15 protein-coding genes are annotated in these 17,633 nt (G+C 67.1%); 6 read left to right on the top strand and 9 right to left on the bottom strand.

The window, feature by feature from the left end:
* Positions 1–8: 8 nt before the first annotated feature.
* A complete protein-coding gene (locus EZM81_RS15695) occupies positions 9–665 on the bottom strand; it encodes a YggS family pyridoxal phosphate-dependent enzyme (protein WP_136646355.1) in 657 nt (218 codons plus the stop codon).
* 99 nt (positions 666–764) lie between these two features.
* Positions 765–1,661, bottom strand: coding sequence for a porin (locus EZM81_RS15690; RefSeq protein ID WP_136646354.1), 897 nt, complete (start codon positions 1,659–1,661; stop codon positions 765–767).
* 272 nt (positions 1,662–1,933) lie between these two features.
* Here EZM81_RS15690 and EZM81_RS15685 point away from each other — a divergent pair, with 272 nt between their 5' ends.
* The 4 genes from EZM81_RS15685 (at position 1,934) to holA (ending at position 6,735) form a co-directional block, all read left to right on the top strand.
* The gene (locus EZM81_RS15685) at positions 1,934–2,458 is read left to right on the top strand and encodes a DUF3576 domain-containing protein (RefSeq protein WP_136646353.1); all 525 of its coding nucleotides are present in this window, start codon (positions 1,934–1,936) and stop codon (positions 2,456–2,458) included.
* Between the two features lie 92 nt (positions 2,459–2,550).
* The gene (gene leuS / locus EZM81_RS15680; RefSeq protein WP_135450887.1) at positions 2,551–5,106 is read left to right on the top strand and encodes a leucine--tRNA ligase; all 2,556 of its coding nucleotides are present in this window, start codon (positions 2,551–2,553) and stop codon (positions 5,104–5,106) included.
* A gap of 118 nt (positions 5,107–5,224) precedes the next feature.
* Complete coding sequence (gene lptE / locus EZM81_RS15675; RefSeq protein ID WP_248298245.1) at positions 5,225–5,725, top strand: LPS assembly lipoprotein LptE; 501 nt, start codon at positions 5,225–5,227, stop codon at positions 5,723–5,725.
* Positions 5,722–6,735: a DNA polymerase III subunit delta gene (gene holA / locus EZM81_RS15670; protein WP_136646351.1), complete on the top strand. Its 1,014-nt coding sequence runs from the start codon at positions 5,722–5,724 to the stop codon at positions 6,733–6,735. Before lptE ends, holA begins: the two co-directional genes overlap by 4 nt.
* 52 nt (positions 6,736–6,787) lie before the next feature.
* Here holA and pheT read toward each other — a convergent pair whose 3' ends face one another.
* The 4 genes from pheT to lysA form a co-directional block, all read right to left on the bottom strand.
* On the bottom strand, positions 6,788–9,205 hold the full coding sequence (pheT, locus tag EZM81_RS15665) for a phenylalanine--tRNA ligase subunit beta (RefSeq protein ID WP_136646350.1): 2,418 nt from the start codon (positions 9,203–9,205) through the stop codon (positions 6,788–6,790).
* A 67-nt stretch (positions 9,206–9,272) separates the two neighbouring features.
* Positions 9,273–10,001 carry a heparan-alpha-glucosaminide N-acetyltransferase gene (locus EZM81_RS15660; RefSeq protein ID WP_136646349.1) on the bottom strand — a complete coding sequence of 243 codons (729 nt, stop codon included), beginning with the start codon at positions 9,999–10,001 and terminating at the stop codon, positions 9,273–9,275.
* A 108-nt stretch (positions 10,002–10,109) separates the two neighbouring features.
* Positions 10,110–12,623: a TIGR02302 family protein gene (locus tag EZM81_RS15655; protein WP_136646348.1), complete on the bottom strand. Its 2,514-nt coding sequence runs from the start codon at positions 12,621–12,623 to the stop codon at positions 10,110–10,112.
* A gap of 39 nt (positions 12,624–12,662) precedes the next feature.
* On the bottom strand, positions 12,663–13,928 hold the full coding sequence (lysA, locus tag EZM81_RS15650; RefSeq protein WP_135450882.1) for a diaminopimelate decarboxylase: 1,266 nt from the start codon (positions 13,926–13,928) through the stop codon (positions 12,663–12,665).
* A gap of 120 nt (positions 13,929–14,048) precedes the next feature.
* On the opposite strand from lysA, the gene EZM81_RS15645 reads away from it, so the two are divergent.
* The gene (locus EZM81_RS15645; RefSeq protein WP_135450881.1) at positions 14,049–15,023 is read left to right on the top strand and encodes a quinone oxidoreductase; all 975 of its coding nucleotides are present in this window, start codon (positions 14,049–14,051) and stop codon (positions 15,021–15,023) included.
* A 111-nt stretch (positions 15,024–15,134) separates the two neighbouring features.
* On the opposite strand, the gene EZM81_RS15640 is transcribed toward EZM81_RS15645, so the two are convergent.
* The 3 genes from EZM81_RS15640 to argH all read right to left on the bottom strand — a co-directional run bounded on the left by EZM81_RS15640 (position 15,135) and on the right by argH (position 17,064).
* Complete coding sequence (locus EZM81_RS15640) at positions 15,135–15,455, bottom strand: DUF2834 domain-containing protein (protein ID WP_135450880.1); 321 nt, start codon at positions 15,453–15,455, stop codon at positions 15,135–15,137.
* Positions 15,452–15,580 (bottom strand): hypothetical protein, encoded by a 129-nt coding sequence (locus tag EZM81_RS18690; RefSeq protein ID WP_256371633.1) that lies wholly within the window; start codon positions 15,578–15,580, stop codon positions 15,452–15,454. Before EZM81_RS18690 ends, EZM81_RS15640 begins: the two co-directional genes overlap by 4 nt.
* Positions 15,581–15,660: 80 nt before the next feature.
* Complete coding sequence (gene argH, locus EZM81_RS15635) at positions 15,661–17,064, bottom strand: argininosuccinate lyase (protein WP_135450879.1); 1,404 nt, start codon at positions 17,062–17,064, stop codon at positions 15,661–15,663.
* A gap of 27 nt (positions 17,065–17,091) precedes the next feature.
* Between argH and EZM81_RS15630 the strand changes: the two genes are divergently transcribed.
* Complete coding sequence (locus EZM81_RS15630) at positions 17,092–17,631, top strand: TlpA disulfide reductase family protein (RefSeq protein ID WP_240784190.1); 540 nt, start codon at positions 17,092–17,094, stop codon at positions 17,629–17,631.
* Positions 17,632–17,633: the final 2 nt, after the last annotated feature.

Genomic DNA, 17,633 nt, shown 5'->3' with positions numbered 1-17,633 from the left:
GGTGCGCGTCAGGCATGATAGGACCGCGCCCCGAAGATCGCGCTGCCCACCCGCACATGGGTTGCGCCTTGGGCGATTGCCGTCTCGAAGTCGCCGCTCATCCCCATCGACAGCGCGGAAAGCCCGTGATCGGCCGCCATTCGGGCCAGCATCGCGAAATGCGGCACCGGATCCTCGCCTTCAGGGGGAATGCACATCAGGCCGATAGGCGACAGATCCATCGCGCGGCAGTCCTTCAGAAAGCCGGAAAGATCGGCAGGCAGCACGCCGGCCTTCTGCGGCTCTGCCCCTGTGTTCACCTGCACGAACAGCCGCGGCAGCGCCCCGCGCGCCTGTTGCAGGTTCGCCAGCTTCTGCGCCAGCGAGGGGCGGTCCAGCGTGTGGATCGCGTCGAACAGATCGACCGCCAGCTTTGCCTTGTTGGTCTGCAGGGGGCCGATCATGTGCAGTTCGATCGGGCCGAACCGCGCGGTCCAGGCCGGCCATTTCGCAGCAGCTTCCTGCACATAGTTTTCGCCGAACACGCGGTGGCCCTGTTCCAGCACCGCCTCCACCCGGTCGGGCGGCTGCACCTTGGATACGGCAATCAGCGTGACCGAGCCCTCGGCCCGCCCCGCCGCGCGTTCCGCCGCGCGAATCCGTGCCATGATATCCGCCAGGCCCATGATCTGCCCCCTTAGCTGCCGGGCAGACCCTAGCCCCCGGCGCGAAAAAGAAAAGAGCGGGCAATGCCCGCTCTTTCCCTGTCGTCCGATCCCGAAGGATTAGAACGTGAACGACAGACCCATTTCCCAGACGGTATCATCGTCCAGGTCATTGTTGGTCACGTTGGCAACACCGCCAACCACCTTGGCGCCGCCGCCCAGATCATAGGCAGCACCCAGACCGAACGCTTCATGACCATTGCCGGCAAGGTTCTCGAGATCGTTCGCCGAGTACTGGGCCGAGATGGTCAGCGCGTCCACGGTGTAGTCCATGTGCACGCCGTAGGCGTTCAGCTTGTCGCCAGCGGCATCCGGATCCCACTCCGACCACATCGCCTTGACGCTGACCGCGCCGAAGGTGCCGCCGCCATACAGCGAGACCACGGTGCCAGCAGCCGCCGACACGTTGTCGTCGTTGTAGCCGATGCCGACATAGGCATCGCCGAAGCTGTACTTCACGCCAACGGCATAGCCATCGCCTTCACCCGCAGCACCGATGTGGGCCGACGCGCCGAAGGTCAGCGGGCCACCCGAATAGGTGTAGTTCACGTCGTGGGTTTCACGGCCCGCGCTGTCACCGGTGAAGGCTTCGGCGATGTTGTCCACGCCAAGGCCCGACAGGCCGCCGATGTCCGGCAGGGTGGCAACTTCGTCGGCTTCGGCGACCGAACCCATCGACAGCTTGCCGAACGCGCCCGAGATGAAAGCCGAGGTGCCGTCGTCGTTCAGGCCGCCATCGGTGTCGTAGGTCGCGATGGTGGTTTCGAAGCCGAACGACAGGCCGGCATCGGTTTCGCCCGAGGCGCTGGCCGTCAGATAGGTTTCCAGGATCGAGCGCGGGTCGTCGATGCCGTTGTCGCCAACACCCATCACGGCCGAGCCGGAGAACTTGATTTCCGCGGAAGCGAAGCCGGCCGACAGGGCCAGAACGCTGGACGCGAGGAGAACCTTTTTCATCTCTTTTCCCTCTTTCTTCAAGGTAAGCCCGCCGCAGGGGAATCCGCAGGGGGAATGACCGGTTTTTCATCTGGCACGCCGCGGATTGCAATCCAAACGGACCGGCCACACGAAATCGGCGCAAAGCTGGTGCAGCTATGCCACAGGTCGGGAAAGCCGGCCCCTGTGCCATCAGCTGACGCGCGCGCGTCAGCTTGCGCGTCAGGCAAAAGCCCTTGGCACGCCGGGGTGGCTGGGCTAGACAGCAAGGCACGGACAGGCAGGGTGGTCGGATGAACTGGCATCGCGTTTCACGCATCGGACTGGCGACGGGTCTGGTGGCAATGCTTTCGGCCTGCGGCGGCGGCCTGTTCAACGGTGGCACCTCGACCGAACAGCAGATGACCCGGAAGGAGCGCGCCGAGGCCCAGCGCGCCGCCATCGCCAAGGCAGAGGGCAAGGATCAGCCGCGATCGACGGTCTGGGATCTGTTCTCGGCTGCCGACAACCCGAACACCACGGTCGAGGTGAACAAGTATATCTGGCAGGCCAGCCTTGAGGTGCTGAATTTTCTGCCCATCGAATCGGTCGATCCGTTCACCGGGGTGATCGTGACCGGCTATGGCCGGCCCCCGGGTGGCGGGCGGGCCTATCGGGCGACGATCTATGTGCAGGATCCGGCGCTGGATGCGCGCAGCCTGAAGGTGGCGTTGCAGGGCCAGGGCGGCGCGCCGGTCGCGGCCGAAACGGTGCGCGCGGTCGAGGATGCGATCCTGACCCGTGCCCGGCAGCTGCGGGTGCGCGACAGCAAGCTTTAGGGCGCTTGCCCGGGGCCTTGTGTCGGGGAAGGGGTGGACCTTTCCCGCTGCACATGTGTAATTCCGCGCGCAATTCCGCATGAGGCCCGTCGATGTCGCGCTATGACCCTTCGCTGATCGAACCCAAATGGCAGGACGCCTGGGAAAGGGCGGGGGCCTTCACCGCCCGCCGCGACCCCGCGAAGCCCAAGTATTACGTGCTGGAGATGTTCCCCTACCCCTCGGGGCGCATCCACATGGGGCACGTGCGCAACTACACGATGGGGGATGTGGTGGCGCGCTACAAGGCGGCGCAGGGGTTCAGCGTGCTGCACCCCATGGGCTGGGACGCCTTCGGCATGCCTGCCGAGAACGCCGCGATGGAACGGGGCGGCCATCCCAAGGACTGGACCTACGGCAACATCGCCGACATGAAGGCGCAGATGAAGCCCTTGGGCCTGTCGATCGACTGGAGCCGGGAGCTGGCGACCTGCGACCCGGAATATTACGGCCAGCAGCAGGCCATGTTCCTTGACATGCTGGAGGCGGGTCTCGTGTATCGCAAGGCCGCCGTGGTCAACTGGGACCCGGTGGACATGACGGTGCTGGCCAACGAGCAGGTGATCGACGGCAAGGGCTGGCGGTCCGGCGCGGCGGTGGAGCGGCGCGAGCTGGTGCAGTGGTTCTTCCGCATCAGCGACTATTCCGAGGAACTGCTTTCCGCCCTGGACGGGCTGACCAACTGGCCCGAGAAAGTGCGCCTGATGCAGGCGAACTGGATCGGCAAGTCGCGCGGGCTGCAATTCGCGTTCCAGACGGTCGGTGCGCCGGAAGGCTTTGAAAGGCTGGAGGTCTATACCACGCGGCCCGACACGCTGATGGGGGCCAGCTTTGCCGCGATCAGCCCGGATCACCCGCTGGCCAAGGCGCTGGAGACCGACCCGAAGGTCGCCGCCTTCGTCGCGGAATGCCGCAAGGGCGGCACCAGCGCCGAAGAGATCGAGACGGCCGAGAAGATCGGCTACGACACCGGCATCCGGGTGAAGCATCCGCTTGATCCGGCGTGGGAGCTGCCGGTCTGGATCGCCAACTTCATCCTGATGGACTATGGCACCGGCGCGATCTTCGGCTGCCCGGCGCATGACCAGCGCGACTTTGACTTCGCCTCGAAATACGGGCTGCCGATCAAGGCGGTGTTCGTGGCCGAAGCGGCCGAGGATGCCCCCCTCACCGAAGCCTTCGTGCCGATGAAGTCGGAACGGGTGCGCTATGTCCGCGGTTTCGCCGGCGAGACGGTGCAGACCGGGGAAGAGGCCGTGGCGGCCGCCATCGCCCATGCCGAACGGCACGGCTATGGCCAGGGGGTCACGAAGTACCGGCTGCGCGACTGGGGCATCTCGCGGCAGCGCTACTGGGGCTGCCCGATCCCGGTCGTCCACTGCCCCTCCTGCGGCGTCGTGCCTGAGAAAAAGGAAAACCTGCCCATCGAGCTGCCCTATGACGTCAGCTTCGACAAGCCGGGCAATCCGCTGGACCGGCACCCGACCTGGCGCGATTGTGCCTGCCCGAAATGCGGCCAGCCGGCGAAGCGCGAGACGGACACGATGGACACCTTCGTCGATTCGTCCTGGTATTACGCCCGCTTCACCGCCCCTCGCGCCAAGACCCCCACGGTGGCGGAAGAGGCCGATTACTGGATGAACGTCGATCAGTACATCGGCGGCATCGAACACGCGATCCTGCATCTGCTCTACAGCCGGTTCTTCGCCCGGGCGATGCACCGGACCGGCCACCTGCCCGCAAAGGCGATCGAGCCGTTCAATGCGCTGTTCACGCAAGGAATGGTCACGCACGAGATCTACATGACCCGCGATGCGGCGGGCCGGCCGGTCTATCACCTGCCCGAGGAGGTGGTGCGCACCGAAACTGGCGCCACCCTGAAGGACGGCACCCCGGTCGAGATCATCCCCTCGGCCAAGATGTCGAAATCGAAGAAGAACGTCGTCGATCCGATGAACATCATCGCCCGGTTCGGCGCCGATACCGCGCGCTGGTTCGTGATGTCCGACAGCCCGCCCGAACGCGACGTGGAATGGACCAGCGCCGGGGCCGAAGCGGCTTTCAAGCACCTTTCCCGGGTCTGGTCGCTGTGTTCCCGCATCGGCGAGATGCCAGAGGGGCACAAGGGCGAGGGCGACGAGGAACTGGCGCGCGCGACCGCCCGGGCCATTGACGAGGTGACGAAGGGGATCGAAGGCTTTGCCTTCAACAAGGCCATCGCCAGCCTCTATGCCTTCACCAATACCATCGCCAGGGCCAACGCCTCGACCGCGGTGATGAAAGAGGCGATCCGCACGCTGGCGAAGTTGATGTCGCCGATGACCCCACACATTGCCGAGGAGGTCTGGGCGATGCAGGGCGGCGAGGGGCTTTGCGCGCAGGCGCCCTGGCCCAAGGCGGACCCGGCGCTGCTGGTTGACGACACGGTGACGCTGCCGATCCAGATCAACGGCAAGCGGCGGGCGGAAATCAGCGTGCCGAAGGACATGGCCATTCCCGAGGTTGAAAAGCTGGCGCTGGCGGACGAGGATGTGGTCAGATTTCTTGCCGGCCAGCCGGTCAAGAAGATCATCGTCGTTCCGGGCCGCATCATCAATGTCGTCGTCTAAGGCCAGCCTCCCCACCCGGACCCTCCCCCGCAAGGGGAAGAAAGCCACGGCTGCGCCCCTTGACCGCGGTAACGCGCCGGATGCGGTGCCGTCCTCTGCCTCTGTTGCAGAAGGACGGGTGGGTGCAGCAGAGTCCTGCCACCTGTCCCGCCGCGCCATCCTGGCCGCGCCCCTTGCCCTTGCCGCCTGCGGCTTCACGCCGGCCTATGCGCCTGGGGCGGGGGCTGATCGTCTGGTCGGCGCGATCTGGGTGCAGGATCCGACCGACAAGAACGGCTTCGATCTGGTCGAACGGCTGGAAGAGCGCCTGGGCCGGCCCCGCGACATTCGCTATGACCTTGCCTATACGATCACGACCGAGGCCGTGGGTGTGGGCATCACCTCGGACAACCGGATCACCCGCTATAACCTGAAAGGCGTGGTCGAATACAGGCTGACGGAACGCGCCACTGGGGCGCGCGTCGCCGGCGGGCGGGTGCAAAGCTTCACCGCATATTCGGCAACCGGATCCACCGTTGCGGGCCTGGCCGCCGAAGAGGACGCTGCCACCCGGCTGATGTACATCCTGGCCGACCAGATCGTGGCCCGGCTGATTGCCGCCTCGGCCTCCTGGCGATGATCCTGAAAGGGGTCGAGGCCGCCCGCTACTGCGCGAAACCGGATCCGTCGCGGGCGGGCCTTCTGATCTTTGGGGCCGACGCGATGCGGGTGGCCCTGAAGCGGCAAGAGGCGATCGCTGCCCTGGTAGGGCCTGACGGCGAAGCCGAGATGCGGCTGACGCGAATCGCGGGTGGCGATCTGCGCAAGGACGGCAGCCTGCTTCTGGATGCGATCAAGGCTGTCGGTTTCTTCCCCGGCCCCCGCGTTGCCTTTGTCGAGGATGCGACCGACAGCCTGGCTGATGCCGTCGGCGCCGCGCTGAAGGCCTGGCTGCCGGGCGATGCGGTGATCGTGGTCACGGCCGGCGGTCTGACCGGGAAATCCGCTCTCAAGACCCTGTTCGAAAAGCATCCTTCGGCGGTCAGCATCGGCCTGTACGATGATCCGCCCAGCCGGGAAGAGATCGAGGATGCGCTTAAGAAGGCCGGTCTGACCGACATCGACCGTGAGGCGATGAACGACCTGAACACCCTGGCCCGCGCGCTTGACCCCGGCGATTTCCGTCAGACGCTGGAAAAGATCGCGCTTTACAAATACGGCGATCCCACGCCCCTGACCCCGGCGGATGTCGCCGCCATGGCACCTGCCACCATCGAGGCCGAGGTGGACGAACTGATCTCTGCCGCGGCTGAGGCGCGGACAAATGCCATCGGCCCGCTGTTCCGGCGGCTCGAGGGGCAGGGGACGCTACCGGTGACAATCTGCATCGCGGCGCTGCGGCATTTCCGTATCCTGCATGTCGCGGCGACCGATCCGGCAGGACCGGCCGTGGGCATCCAGAAGGCGCGCGTGAACTTCAAGCAGAAGGATGCGATGGGGCGCCAGGCCGGGCAATGGGGAACGCGGGCGCTGGAAAGCGCCATCGCGATCCTGCTGGAGACCGATCTCATGCTGCGTTCTGCCAGCCGCGCACCCGGCATGGCGCTGATGGAACGTGCGTTGATCCGCATCGCGATGACGCGCCGCTGATCTCGGTGGCCGGACCATCCCCTGTCAGGGGCTTTTCCGGCCGTTGCAGAGTTCAGGCACGCAGGGCGCCGCCGGTGGCCTTGGTCACCTTTTCGATGATCTTCGCCGAAACCGCCTCGATCTCGGCCTCGGTCAGGGTCGCCTCGGTCGGTTGCAGCCGAACGGTCAGGGCGATGGACTTCTTGCCCGGTCCCATCTGCGCCTCGGCCTTTGGCCCGCTGAACTGGTCGAAGACGCGGACGCTTTCGATCAGCGTCTTGTCGGCCCCCTGCGCCGCGTTGACGGCCGTCAGCGCCTCGACGTGGGCATCCACGACGAAGGCGAAGTCGCGTTCCACCGCCTGCAGATCGCTGATCGACAGGGCGGGGCGGGTGGGGGTCTTGACCTTGGGCACCGGGACGTTGGCGACGAGGACGGTAAAGGCCACAGCGGGGCCCTTCACATCCAGCGCCTGCAGGATGCGGGGATGCACCTCGCCGAATGTCGCCATCACGGTCGGCCCCAGCCCGATCGCGCCCGACCGGCCGGGATGCCACCATTGGGCGACCTTGCGGCTGATCTGCGCCCGGGCCGGCGCGCCCAAGGCGGCCAGCACCGCCTCGGCATCAGCCTTGGCGTCGAACACATCGACCATCCGTCGCGACCCGTGCGGATCGCGTGGTGCAGTGGCGCCGACAAGCAGGCCCGCGGCCTGCAGGTGCTGTTCGCCGGGCTCGCCGCCATGGAAGGCAGGGCCGACCTCGAACAGCGCCAGATCCATGAAGCCGCGCGCCTGGTTGCGCGCCGCCGCCGCCAGAAGGCCGGGCAGAAGATCGGGGCGCAGATGCGTCATTTCCGAGGAGATCGGGTTTTCGATCCGCACGGCATCGGACCCGCCGCCGAACAGCGCGGCGGCCCTGGCGTCGATGAAGCTGTAGGTCACGCATTCGTTGTAGCCGAGCGCGGCGATCGTGCGGCGCGCGGTGCGTTCGCGGACCTGCAGCGGCGTCAGGATCGGGCGCGGCACGCCGGGCTGCGTGCGGGCCATCGGCGCGCCCTGCAGTTTCGTCAGGCTGGCGATACGGGCGACTTCCTCGACCAGGTCGGCATCGCCAAGAATGTCGGGGCGCCAGCTGGGCGGGATCGCGTCGTTGCCGTTCAGGGTAAAGCCCAGAGCTTCAAGTGTGGCGCGCTGGGTGGCCTCGGGGATCTCCATTCCCACAAGGCTGACAACGCGGGCGGGGTCCAGCCGGTAGCTGCGCATGGTGTCCAGCGGCGCGCCGTCCTGCACCACCGTCCCGGCCTCACCGCCGCACAGGTCGAGGATCATCTGCGTGGCCAGTTCCAGCCCCGGCAGGGTGAAGGCCGGATCCACCCCGCGTTCGAATCGGTAGCGGGCGTCCGAGTTGATCTTCAGCGCACGCCCCGTCGCGGCGATGGTGATGGGATCCCAGTAGGCCGATTCAAGGAAGACGTCGGTGGTGTCCGGCGTGCAGCCCGAAGCCTCGCCGCCCATGATCCCGGCAAGGGACTCCGGGCCGTTGTCATCGGCAATGACCATGTTGACGGGGGAAAGCGCATAGGTCTTGCCATCCAGCGCGAGCAGGGCTTCCCCGTCGCGAGCCGGGCGGATCACCAGGTCGCCCTTCACCTTGGCGGCGTCGAAGACGTGCAGCGGCCGGTTCAGGCCGAAGGTGAAGTAGTTGGTGATGTCCACCAGCGCCGAGATCGGACGCAGGCCGATGGCTTTCAGGCGGGCCTGCATCCAGTCGGGCGAAGGGCCGTTCTTCACGCCGCGGATCAGCCGGCCGGCAAAGTGGGGGCAGCCCTTCGCCTTCAGCGCAGGGTCGATACGGACGCCGATGGGGGTGGGGAAGGTGCCCTTGACCGCAGTCACGGCGAGCGGCTTCAACTTCCCCAGTCCGCGCGCGGCGAGGTCGCGGGCGATGCCACGCACGCCAAGCGCGTCGGGACGGTTCGGGGTGACCTTGATCTCGATCACCGGGTCGTTCAGCCCGCGATAGTCGATGAAGCGCATCCCCAAGGGCGCATCGGCGGGCAGTTCGATGATGCCGTCGTGATTGTCCGAAAGCATCAGTTCGCGTTCGGAACACAGCATCCCGTTCGATTCCACCCCGCGGATCACGCCAGGCTTCAGATCGACTCCCGTTCCGGGAACATGGGTTCCCGGTGGCGCGAACACACCGATCAGACCGGTCCGCGCATTGGGTGCGCCGCAGACGACCTGCACCTCCTCGGCCCGGCCGCCGGGGCCATCGGGAAAGGTTTCCACCCGGCAGACGCGCAGGCGGTCGGCATTGGGGTGCTGCACGGCCTCGATCACCCGGCAGATGCGGAAGGCGCCCAGCCGTGCCGCAGGATCCTCGATGCCCTCGACCTCAAGCCCCAGATCGGTCAGCGCCTCGGCAATGGCGGCGACGCTGGCCTCGGTGTCGAGGTGGTCCTTCAGCCAGGACAGGGTGAATTTCATCGTGCGGGCTCCCGGTGTGCTTGGCGCGACCGGGCTTAGCGCAAAGGGCGCGCAAGGGGAAGCCGGGTCAGCCGCCCGTGATCCGGGCGTGCAGGCTGAACAGCCCGATGAGGATCGGCTGGTGGACCAGGTAGATGATCAGCGAATGACGGCCGGGAAAGGCAAGCCTCCGCAGCGTGGGCGACGGCAGCCGGGCGGGCCAGCGGTCGATCCGCAGCGCGCGGGCCAGCCCGATCCCGGCCAGCGCCGGCGCGGCCCAGGGAAAGAGCGGCACATAGTCGCCCATCATCGGGCGGCTTTCGGCCAGTCCCGTCCAGACCAGCCAGATCGGGTCGAAGGCCGGGCTCTGCACCTTGACGCCGATTGCAAAGACAGCGGCAGCCAGCGCCAGCGTCGCCGGCCAGGGAAGGCGCAGGGCCGCAAGGCCCAGCAGGCTGACCGCCGCGATGGCATGCAGGATGCCGAACCAGATCGGCCCGCCGGACACGAACCAAAGGCTTGCCAGCGTGACCAGAACGGCCGCGCCCGCGATTCTGGCCCATCGGACCCAGAAAGGCCGCCAGCGGACGCCCTGCCCATGGGCCAGCCACAGGCTGACGCCGGAAAGGAACAGGAAGCTGCCCGCGATCGCCCGTGCGAAATAATACCAGAACGGCTGATAGATCGTTTCGGGCGGGATGTGGCCGAAAAGCGCAAGGTCGAAGGTATAGTGAAAGATGACCATGCAGACGATCGCGATCGTCCGGGCAAGGTCTAGCGCGATCAGGCGGCCGGCGGGATGGTCGGGGTCGGTCATGAGGGCCAGAGTGGTGCGGATCGGCGTGGGGCGCAAGACGCAGGGCCGCGCGCAACCCCGGCCCGCATCCCGAAGGCCCTGCCCGCGGCTGCGATGCGGCGCCTTGCCCTAGAACAGTTGCAGCAGCCGCTTGAGATAGTCGAGTTCCTCGGTCGGCCGCATCAGCTCGCCCGAACGGCGGCGGATCTCGTCCAGCAGTTCCTGCGCGCGGCGGTTCGGGTCGTTCTGCACCATGTTCTCGTCCGATCCGATCCGCGCGGTTTCGCCCGGGCGACGGCCGAGCGGGTCGCGGCCTGCGGGGTCGGCGCTGCCGAAGCGCTGGTCGCCACCCTGCGCATCGCGGTTTTCACGCTGTTCCTGGGCCAGCGCCTCGCCAAAGTTCTGCAAGCCGTCGCGCATCGCTTCCATCGCTTCGGCCTGACGGTCCAGCGCACCGTCCAGATCGCCGCTGCGCAGTGCCTCTTCCGCCTGTTCCATCGCGCGGCCCGCGCGGTCCAGGTTGCGGCGGCCTTCCTCTCCGGCAGCAGTGCCGTCGCCCGGCAGCTGGCCGCGCTGCAACTGGTCCAGCCGGTTGCGCAGTTCCTGCTGGCGTTCGGCCAGCGAGCCCTGGCCCTGGCCGTCGCCCTGCTGTTCGCCGCCCTCCTGCCCCTCCGGCTGCTGGCCGTTCCGGCCTTCCTGCATGTCGCGGTAGGCATCGTCGGACAGCTGTTGCTGGTCGCGCAGGGTCTGGCCCAGTTCGCCCATCGGGCCGCCCTGGCCCTGGCCGCCCTGGCCCTGAACGACCTGCATGTTCTGCATCAGCTGGCGCAGCTGTTCCATCAGCTCGGCAGCCTCGGCGGTGCGGCCTTCCTCCATCAGGCGCTGCAGCTCGTCCAGCATCTGCTGCAGCTGGTCGCCCGACATCATCTGGCCCTGCATCATCCCCTGCTGCTGCTGATCGGGGTTGCGCTGCGCCTCCTCGGCCAGTTCGCGCATGTATTCGTTCAGCGCCTGCTGCATCTCGCGCATCAGCTGGTCGATCTCCTCGGGCGAGGCGCCATTGCGGATCGCCTCGTCCAGCCGGTCCTGCGCGCGCTGCAGCCGTTCGAAGGCGTCCTGAAGATTTCCCTCCTCGACCATCAGCGCGATGGTCCACAGATCCTCGGCCAGCCGGTCGCGGTCCTCGACCGAGAGGCTGGCCTCACGCGCCTCAAGCTCGCGGATCAGTACGCGCAGGTAAAGGAAGGCCCGCTCATGCCGGATGAAACCTTCGGGCCGGTGCGTCACCGCCTTCAGCAGCTCCACCGCGCGCGGGGCGTTGATCCGGTTCCACAGGATGTCCCGCCGCATCTCGATCAGCGCGGCGGCCAGGGGGTCGAAGAACCGTTTGCCGGGCAGCGTCACGCTGTAGGGTTGGGACTGGCCTTCCTGACCCGCCGCATCGACCGCCGCGAAGACCATGGTCACCGGAAGATTGGCGAAGACGTGCTTCGACAGGTCGTCGATCAGCGTCTCGGCAATGTCGGTCCGCTTGCCCGACAGGGGCATGGGCAGATCCAGCGTCACCGGCTCCACCGGCTCGGGGTCGGGGGCAAGCCCGTGGCGGCGGTCGATCCTGGCCAGGTCAAGGGTGATCGTGACCCGGCCCGCGACGACGCCGTAATCGTCGGTGGCCGTGAACCCCTGCCTGAAGCGGCCGTCCGCCTCGCGCCCCATGGCGCCGGAAACCGCGATCACCGGCAGGCCGTCGGGCAGCGCCTTGATCTGCCATTCGCGGCCGTTCGGTCCCTCTATCGCCAGGCGGCCGGAGCGGGTGACGGTCAGGTCACTGACGCCGGCCATGCCCTCGGGCGCGGCTGCCGCAGGTGTGGCCCCGCCTTCCGAGGGCGTGGCGGGTGGTGGTGGGTCGGCGACAGTCTGCGTGACCGTCAGGCCGCCTTCCGGGCCATAGACCCGGATCTGGATCCGGGTGCCGGTCGGCAGTTCGATGGTGTCGGCGGTGATTTCGTTCAGGTAAAGCGATGGCTTTCCGGTATAGGCCGGCGGCTGGGCCCAGCCTTCCCAGCTTGGCCCCCCCGGCATGGCGACAGCTGCGCCGGGTGCCAGGCCCGATACGCTGGCCACACGCCAGAAGGATCCGAAGATCAGCGCCATCACGAAGGCGGTCAGCGCGACATAGCGCAGGCTGAACGGATCGCGCGACGACAGTCGCAGGTCGGGCGGCACGGGGCGGGCAGTTGCGGCGCGGGCGGCCATGCGGTCAAGATGTGCCTGCCATACGGCCAGCGAAGCGGGGTCTGCCGTGCCGATGGCCTGCCGGTCCAGCAGGGCCGATATGGGGCGCCCCGGCATCGTTGCATCCAGCCGGACAAGCGCGTCGATCATCGTGGGTTTGCGGAAGCGCCGCAGGCCCAGCCCCAGAAGGACCAGCGCGGCAAGACCGACCAAGCCCCCGCCGATCTGCGCCCAGCGCAGGGGTCCGACATCCTGAACGCCGAAGGCAAGCGCCGCCAGTACCAGCAGAATCAGCGACCACAGCGGCCAGAAGGCGCGCGCCAGCCGCTCTGACCACAGCCCCAGAAGCGTCAGGCGCATCGGCCAGACAAGTGTTTTCAGCGGCGGTTCCGGGGTCTTTCCAGTCATCTCACCTGCCCTGGGACGGCCCCGACACGCTGCATCGCGTCACAGCCACGGCGGAATGGTATCGCGCCGCAGGATTTCGTCAAAGGTCGGTCTTTCCCTGATGACAGCGAAGTGATCCCCGTTGACCAGCACCTCCGGTACCAGCGGCCGGGTGTTGTATTCCGAGGCCATCACCGCGCCATAGGCACCGGCCGAGCGGAAGGCGATCAGGTCGCCTTCTGCCACCAGCGGCAGCTCGCGCCCCCTGGCAAAGGTGTCACCGGTCTCGCAGACCGGACCGACCACGTCGAACTCCTGCGTCGGCGCGGCAACGGGGGGCTCGGCCACGGTCACGATGTCATGGTGCGCACCATACATCGAGGGGCGCACCAGATCGTTCATCGCCGCGTCGAGGATCAGGAAATCGCGCCCCTCACCATTCTTGATGTAGATGACAGACGCCACCAGAAGACCCGCATTGCCGGAAATCAGCCTTCCGGGCTCGATCTCGATCTCGCAGCCCAGATCGCCGACCGTCCGCTTGATCAGCGCGCCATAGTCGGTGGGCAGGGGCGGCGCCTCGTTCGAGCGGGTGTAGGGGATGCCAAGCCCGCCGCCGAGGTCGAGGCGGGTGATGGTGTGGCCTTCGCTGCGCAGGCGGCGGGTCAGGTCGGCGACCTTGAGATAGGCCTGTTCGAAGGGTTCCAACTCGGTCAGCTGGCTGCCGATGTGGACGTCGATGCCGACCACCTGAAGCCCCGGCAGGGCGGCGGCTTCGGCATAGACCTCGGACGCACGGGCAATCGGTATGCCGAACTTGTTCTCCTTCTTGCCGGTGGCGATCTTCTCGTGCGTGCGCGCGTCCACATCCGGGTTGACGCGAATGGTGATCGGCGCGGTCAGGCCAAGCGAGGTCGCCACCTCGGACAGGGCGCGCAGTTCTGGTTCGCTTTCGACGTTGAACTGGCGGATCCCGCCGGTCAGCGCCAGCCGCATCTCCTCGCGCGTTTTCCCCACGCCCGAGAACACGATGCGCTCGCCCGGCACACCCGCGGCCTTTGCCCGCAGGTATTCCCCGCCCGAGACCACATCCATCCCCGCGCCCAGATTGCCCAGTGTCTTCAGCACCGCGACGTTCGACAGCGACTTGATCGCGAAGCACACCAGATGCGGCAAGGGGGCCAGAGCATCGGTGAACAGCCGGTAGTGCCGCGTCAGCGTCGCGGTGGAATAGACATAGAACGGGGTGCCCACTGTCGCGGCGATATCGGGGATCGCCACACCCTCGGCGTGCAGCGTGCCGTTCCGGTAAAGAAAATGGTCCATCGTCGCCCCCATTCGCCCGTGCCGTCATAGCCAAGCGCCGCGCGGGTGCAAAGCGCCGATTTCGGACCTCTGGCCATTCGCGCCCGGCTGGCTAGGATGTCCGCCAGCAAGGAGATCGCCATGGCACGCACCGTCATCATCGAGGCCCACGGTGGGCCCGAGGTTATGAAACTGATCGACCGCCCGGTCGGGGAACCGGGGCCCGGGGAAATCCGCATCCGGCACATGGCCTGCGGTCTGAACTTCATCGACATCTATCAGCGCACGGGGCTTTATCCTCTGCCGCTTCCGGCGGCGCTGGGCATGGAAGGGTCTGGCGTGGTCGAGGCGGTGGGGCCGGGCGTCACCCACCTGAAACCGGGCGACCGGGCGGCCTATGCGGCGAACCTGCCCGGTGCCTATGCCGAGGCGCGCGTCATGCCTGCCGCCCAGGTCTGCCCCCTGCCCGAAGGCATCGGCTTCGACGAAGGGGCGGCGATGATGCTGAAGGGCATGACGGTACACTACCTTTTCCGCCGCACCACGCCCCTGAAGGCCGGGGATACGGTGCTGTTTCATGCGGCCGCCGGCGGCGTCGGTCTCATCGCCTGCCAGTGGGCCAGGGCGGAAGGCATCACCCTCATCGCCACGGCCGGGTCGGACGAGAAATGCCGCCTTGCGCTCGACCATGGCGCGGCCCACGCAATCAACTACCGGAGCGAGGATTTCGTCGCCCGCGTGAAGGAGTTGACGGGCGGCAAGGGCGTCGATGTGGTGATGGACGCGGTCGGAAAGGACACGTTCGACGGCAGCCTTGACTGCCTGAAACCCCTGGGGATGCTGATTTCCTTCGGCAACGCCAGCGGCAAGGTACCGCCTTTCGACATCGGCATCCTGGCGGCGAAGGGCTCGCTCAAGCTGACCCGGCAGACGATCTTCACCCACATCGCAGACCATGCCACCTGCCAGCAGATGGCGCGCGAACTGTTCGACATGGTCCTGTCTGGCAAGGTGAAGATCCGCATCGACCAGCGCTTCCCTCTCGACCGGGTGGCAGATGCCCACCGCGCGCTCGAATCCCGCGCCACGACCGGGCAGACCATCCTGACGCCCTGATCTTCCTGTCTGCTCGTGCATCCTCACAGGGACCGGTCGTGAAGACCCCCGGCGCCAAGGCGCGCTGGCGCTTGCGCCGGAGGCGGGGCAAGAACCTTGCGCGCAATGCGCTCAATGCGGTCGCCGGGCCGAGCGCAGGAACAGATACAGCGGCAGCCCGCAACTGACGCCGATGCAGAAGGTCGCCGGGATCGCCACCAGATGCGCCCAGGCCCGGCGACCGATCGCCTCGGCCAGGATCCAGACGGTCAGGGCTATCGCCGCGATGGTCAGATCCCAGGTCAGCCCCGTCGTCGAGGCATTGACATACCAGGCGTCGATCAGCCCGGACAGGCCGGTGCCCGTCTCGCGCATGTAGGTGACGAACCAGTACATCGGATGCACCGCCCCCCAGATCGCCAGCGCAAGGTAGGCCAGACGCAGCGGGCTCACTTGACCGCCACGCCGATCTGCGCTTCGCCCGAAATGCTCAGTCCGGGTTTCGCGGGGGGCTGAGGTTCGCCATCGGCGCCGCAGGCGGCAAGGGCAAGGCAGGCGACAAGGAAAAGACGGGTCATCGCGGATCCTTTGCTTCGGTCAGGTCGGGACCGAGGGTTGCACCCCGGCCCGGATCTGGCAAGGCGGGGATCGCCCGGCCTTACCCGAGGATTGCCTTCCAGCGCGCGATCTGTTCCCGCACCCGCTCTGGCGCCGTTCCACCATAGGATGTGCGGCTGCGAACCGAATTTTCCACCCCGAGAACGCTGAAGACCTCGGCCGTGATTGCGGGGTGAACAGACTGCATCTGGGCAAGGCTCAGCTGCGGCAGGTCGATGCCCTGCGCCTCGGCCATGGCGACCAGGGCACCCGTCACATGATGCGCCTCGCGGAACGGCAGGCCAAGCGCGCGCACCAGCCAGTCGGCCAGGTCGGTCGCGGTGGAAAACCCGCTGGCCGCCGCTGCCGCCAGAACCTCGCGGTTGGCGGCCATGTCACCGACCATCCCGGTCATCGCGGCCAGCCCCAGCATCAGGTTGTCAGCGGCGTCGAAAACCTGTTCCTTGTCTTCCTGCATGTCCTTGGAATAGGTCAGCGCCAGCCCTTTCATCACTGTGAACAGGGCCACCGTCGCCCCGAGAATCCGCCCAAGCTTGGCGCGCAGAAGCTCGGCCGCGTCGGGGTTCTTCTTCTGGGGCATGATGCTCGACCCGGTGGTCCACCTGTCCGACAGGCGCACGAACCGGAACTGCGCGCTGGACCAGATCACCAGCTCTTCGGCAAAGCGCGACAGGTGCATGGCGCAGATCGAGGCCGCTGACAGGAACTCCAGCGCGAAATCCCGGTCACTGACCGAATCCAGGCTGTTCGCCGTCGGCCGGTCGAAGCCCAGGGCCTTCGCGGTCATGTGCCGGTCGATGGGAAAGCTGGTTCCAGCCAGCGCCGCCGCGCCCAGCGGGCATTCATTCATCCGCCGCCGCGCATCCTCGAACCGCGACCGGTCGCGGGCCAGCATTTCGACATAGGCCAGCATGTGGTGGCCCCAGGTCACCGGCTGCGCGGTCTGCAGGTGGGTGAAGCCAGGCATCACCCAATCCGCCCCGGCCTCGGCCTGCGCCAGGAACGCCCGCATCAGCCCGGTCAGCCCGGCAATGGCCTGATCGCACTGGTCGCGGACCCACAGCCGGAAATCCACCGCCACCTGATCGTTGCGCGACCGTCCGGTGTGCAGCCGCTTGCCCGCCTCGCCGATCCGCTCGGTCAGGCGGGCCTCGATGTTCAGGTGGATGTCCTCAAGCTCGGGCGTGAAGGGGAACTGGCCCGCCTCGATCTCTGACAAGATCGCGAGCAGCCCTTCCCCAATCGCCTCGGCATCCTTATTGCTGATGATGCCCTGCGCGGCCAACATGGCGGCATGGGCCCGGCTGCCCGCGATATCCTGCGCGTAAAGCCGCTGGTCGAACCCGATCGAGGCGTTGATCGCCTGCATGATCGCATCCGGCCCGGCTGAGAAACGCCCGCCCCACATCTGGTTGGCGGCTTTGGACGGGGGGCTGTCGGTCATGAGGGCGGCCTTCGGATGAGGTGGAACGTGCGGAAATTTCTGGTCGTCCTCTACACGGGCTTCCTGCTTGGTGCAAACCCGGTTGCGGCCGATGTCGCATCCCTGCGCGACGGCGACATGAAGAAGCTTGCCCTGCATGACGAGCCGGTCGCCATCCCCGAGGTCGTGCTGCTGGATGCCCGGGACGGCCAGCACAGCCTGTCCGGCTACAGGGGCAAATGGGTGGTGCTGAACTTCTGGGCCACCTGGTGCGCCCCATGCCGGCACGAGATGCCCTCGCTTGACCGGTTGCAGGCGGCGATGCCCGAGATTGCGGTGGTGCCGGTCGCTACCGGCCGGAATGCCGTGGCCGGGATCGAGCGCTTCTTCGCCGAGATCGAGATCCGGCATCTGCCCGTTCTGCGCGACCCCAAATCCGAACTGGCGCGCGGGATGGGGGTCATGGGCCTGCCGGTAACCGTGATCCTGAACCCCGAGGGGCAGGAGGTCGCCCGTCTGATCGGCGATGCCGAATGGGACAGCAACAGCGCCAAGGCGATTCTCGCGGCGCTTGCGTCCGGGTCGTAGGG

Origin of the sequence: Tabrizicola sp. YIM 78059 (assembly GCF_004959785.1) — a bacterium.
GTDB lineage: Bacteria > Pseudomonadota > Alphaproteobacteria > Rhodobacterales > Rhodobacteraceae > Tabrizicola > Tabrizicola caldifontis.
The sequence above is the reverse complement of the archived record's forward strand: the minus strand, read 5'-3'. Positions and strand labels throughout refer to the sequence as shown.

Excerpts from the sequence above, each read along its gene's own strand:
- argH (WP_135450879.1), bottom strand. The coding sequence starts at position 17,064 with ATGACCGACAGCCCCCCGTCCAAAGCCGCCAACCAGATGTGGGGCGGG.
- pheT (WP_136646350.1), bottom strand. The coding sequence starts at position 9,205 with ATGAAATTCACCCTGTCCTGGCTGAAGGACCACCTCGACACCGAGGCC.
- leuS (WP_135450887.1), top strand. The coding sequence starts at position 2,551 with ATGTCGCGCTATGACCCTTCGCTGATCGAACCCAAATGGCAGGACGCC.
- EZM81_RS15695 (WP_136646355.1), bottom strand. The coding sequence starts at position 665 with ATGGGCCTGGCGGATATCATGGCACGGATTCGCGCGGCGGAACGCGCG.
- EZM81_RS15690 (WP_136646354.1), bottom strand. The coding sequence starts at position 1,661 with ATGAAAAAGGTTCTCCTCGCGTCCAGCGTTCTGGCCCTGTCGGCCGGC.
- EZM81_RS15655 (WP_136646348.1), bottom strand. The coding sequence starts at position 12,623 with ATGACTGGAAAGACCCCGGAACCGCCGCTGAAAACACTTGTCTGGCCG.
- EZM81_RS15645 (WP_135450881.1), top strand. The coding sequence starts at position 14,049 with ATGGCACGCACCGTCATCATCGAGGCCCACGGTGGGCCCGAGGTTATG.
- EZM81_RS18690 (WP_256371633.1), bottom strand. The coding sequence starts at position 15,580 with ATGACCCGTCTTTTCCTTGTCGCCTGCCTTGCCCTTGCCGCCTGCGGC.
- holA (WP_136646351.1), top strand. The coding sequence starts at position 5,722 with ATGATCCTGAAAGGGGTCGAGGCCGCCCGCTACTGCGCGAAACCGGAT.
- lysA (WP_135450882.1), bottom strand. The coding sequence starts at position 13,928 with ATGGACCATTTTCTTTACCGGAACGGCACGCTGCACGCCGAGGGTGTG.
- EZM81_RS15660 (WP_136646349.1), bottom strand. The coding sequence starts at position 10,001 with ATGACCGACCCCGACCATCCCGCCGGCCGCCTGATCGCGCTAGACCTT.
- EZM81_RS15685 (WP_136646353.1), top strand. The coding sequence starts at position 1,934 with ATGAACTGGCATCGCGTTTCACGCATCGGACTGGCGACGGGTCTGGTG.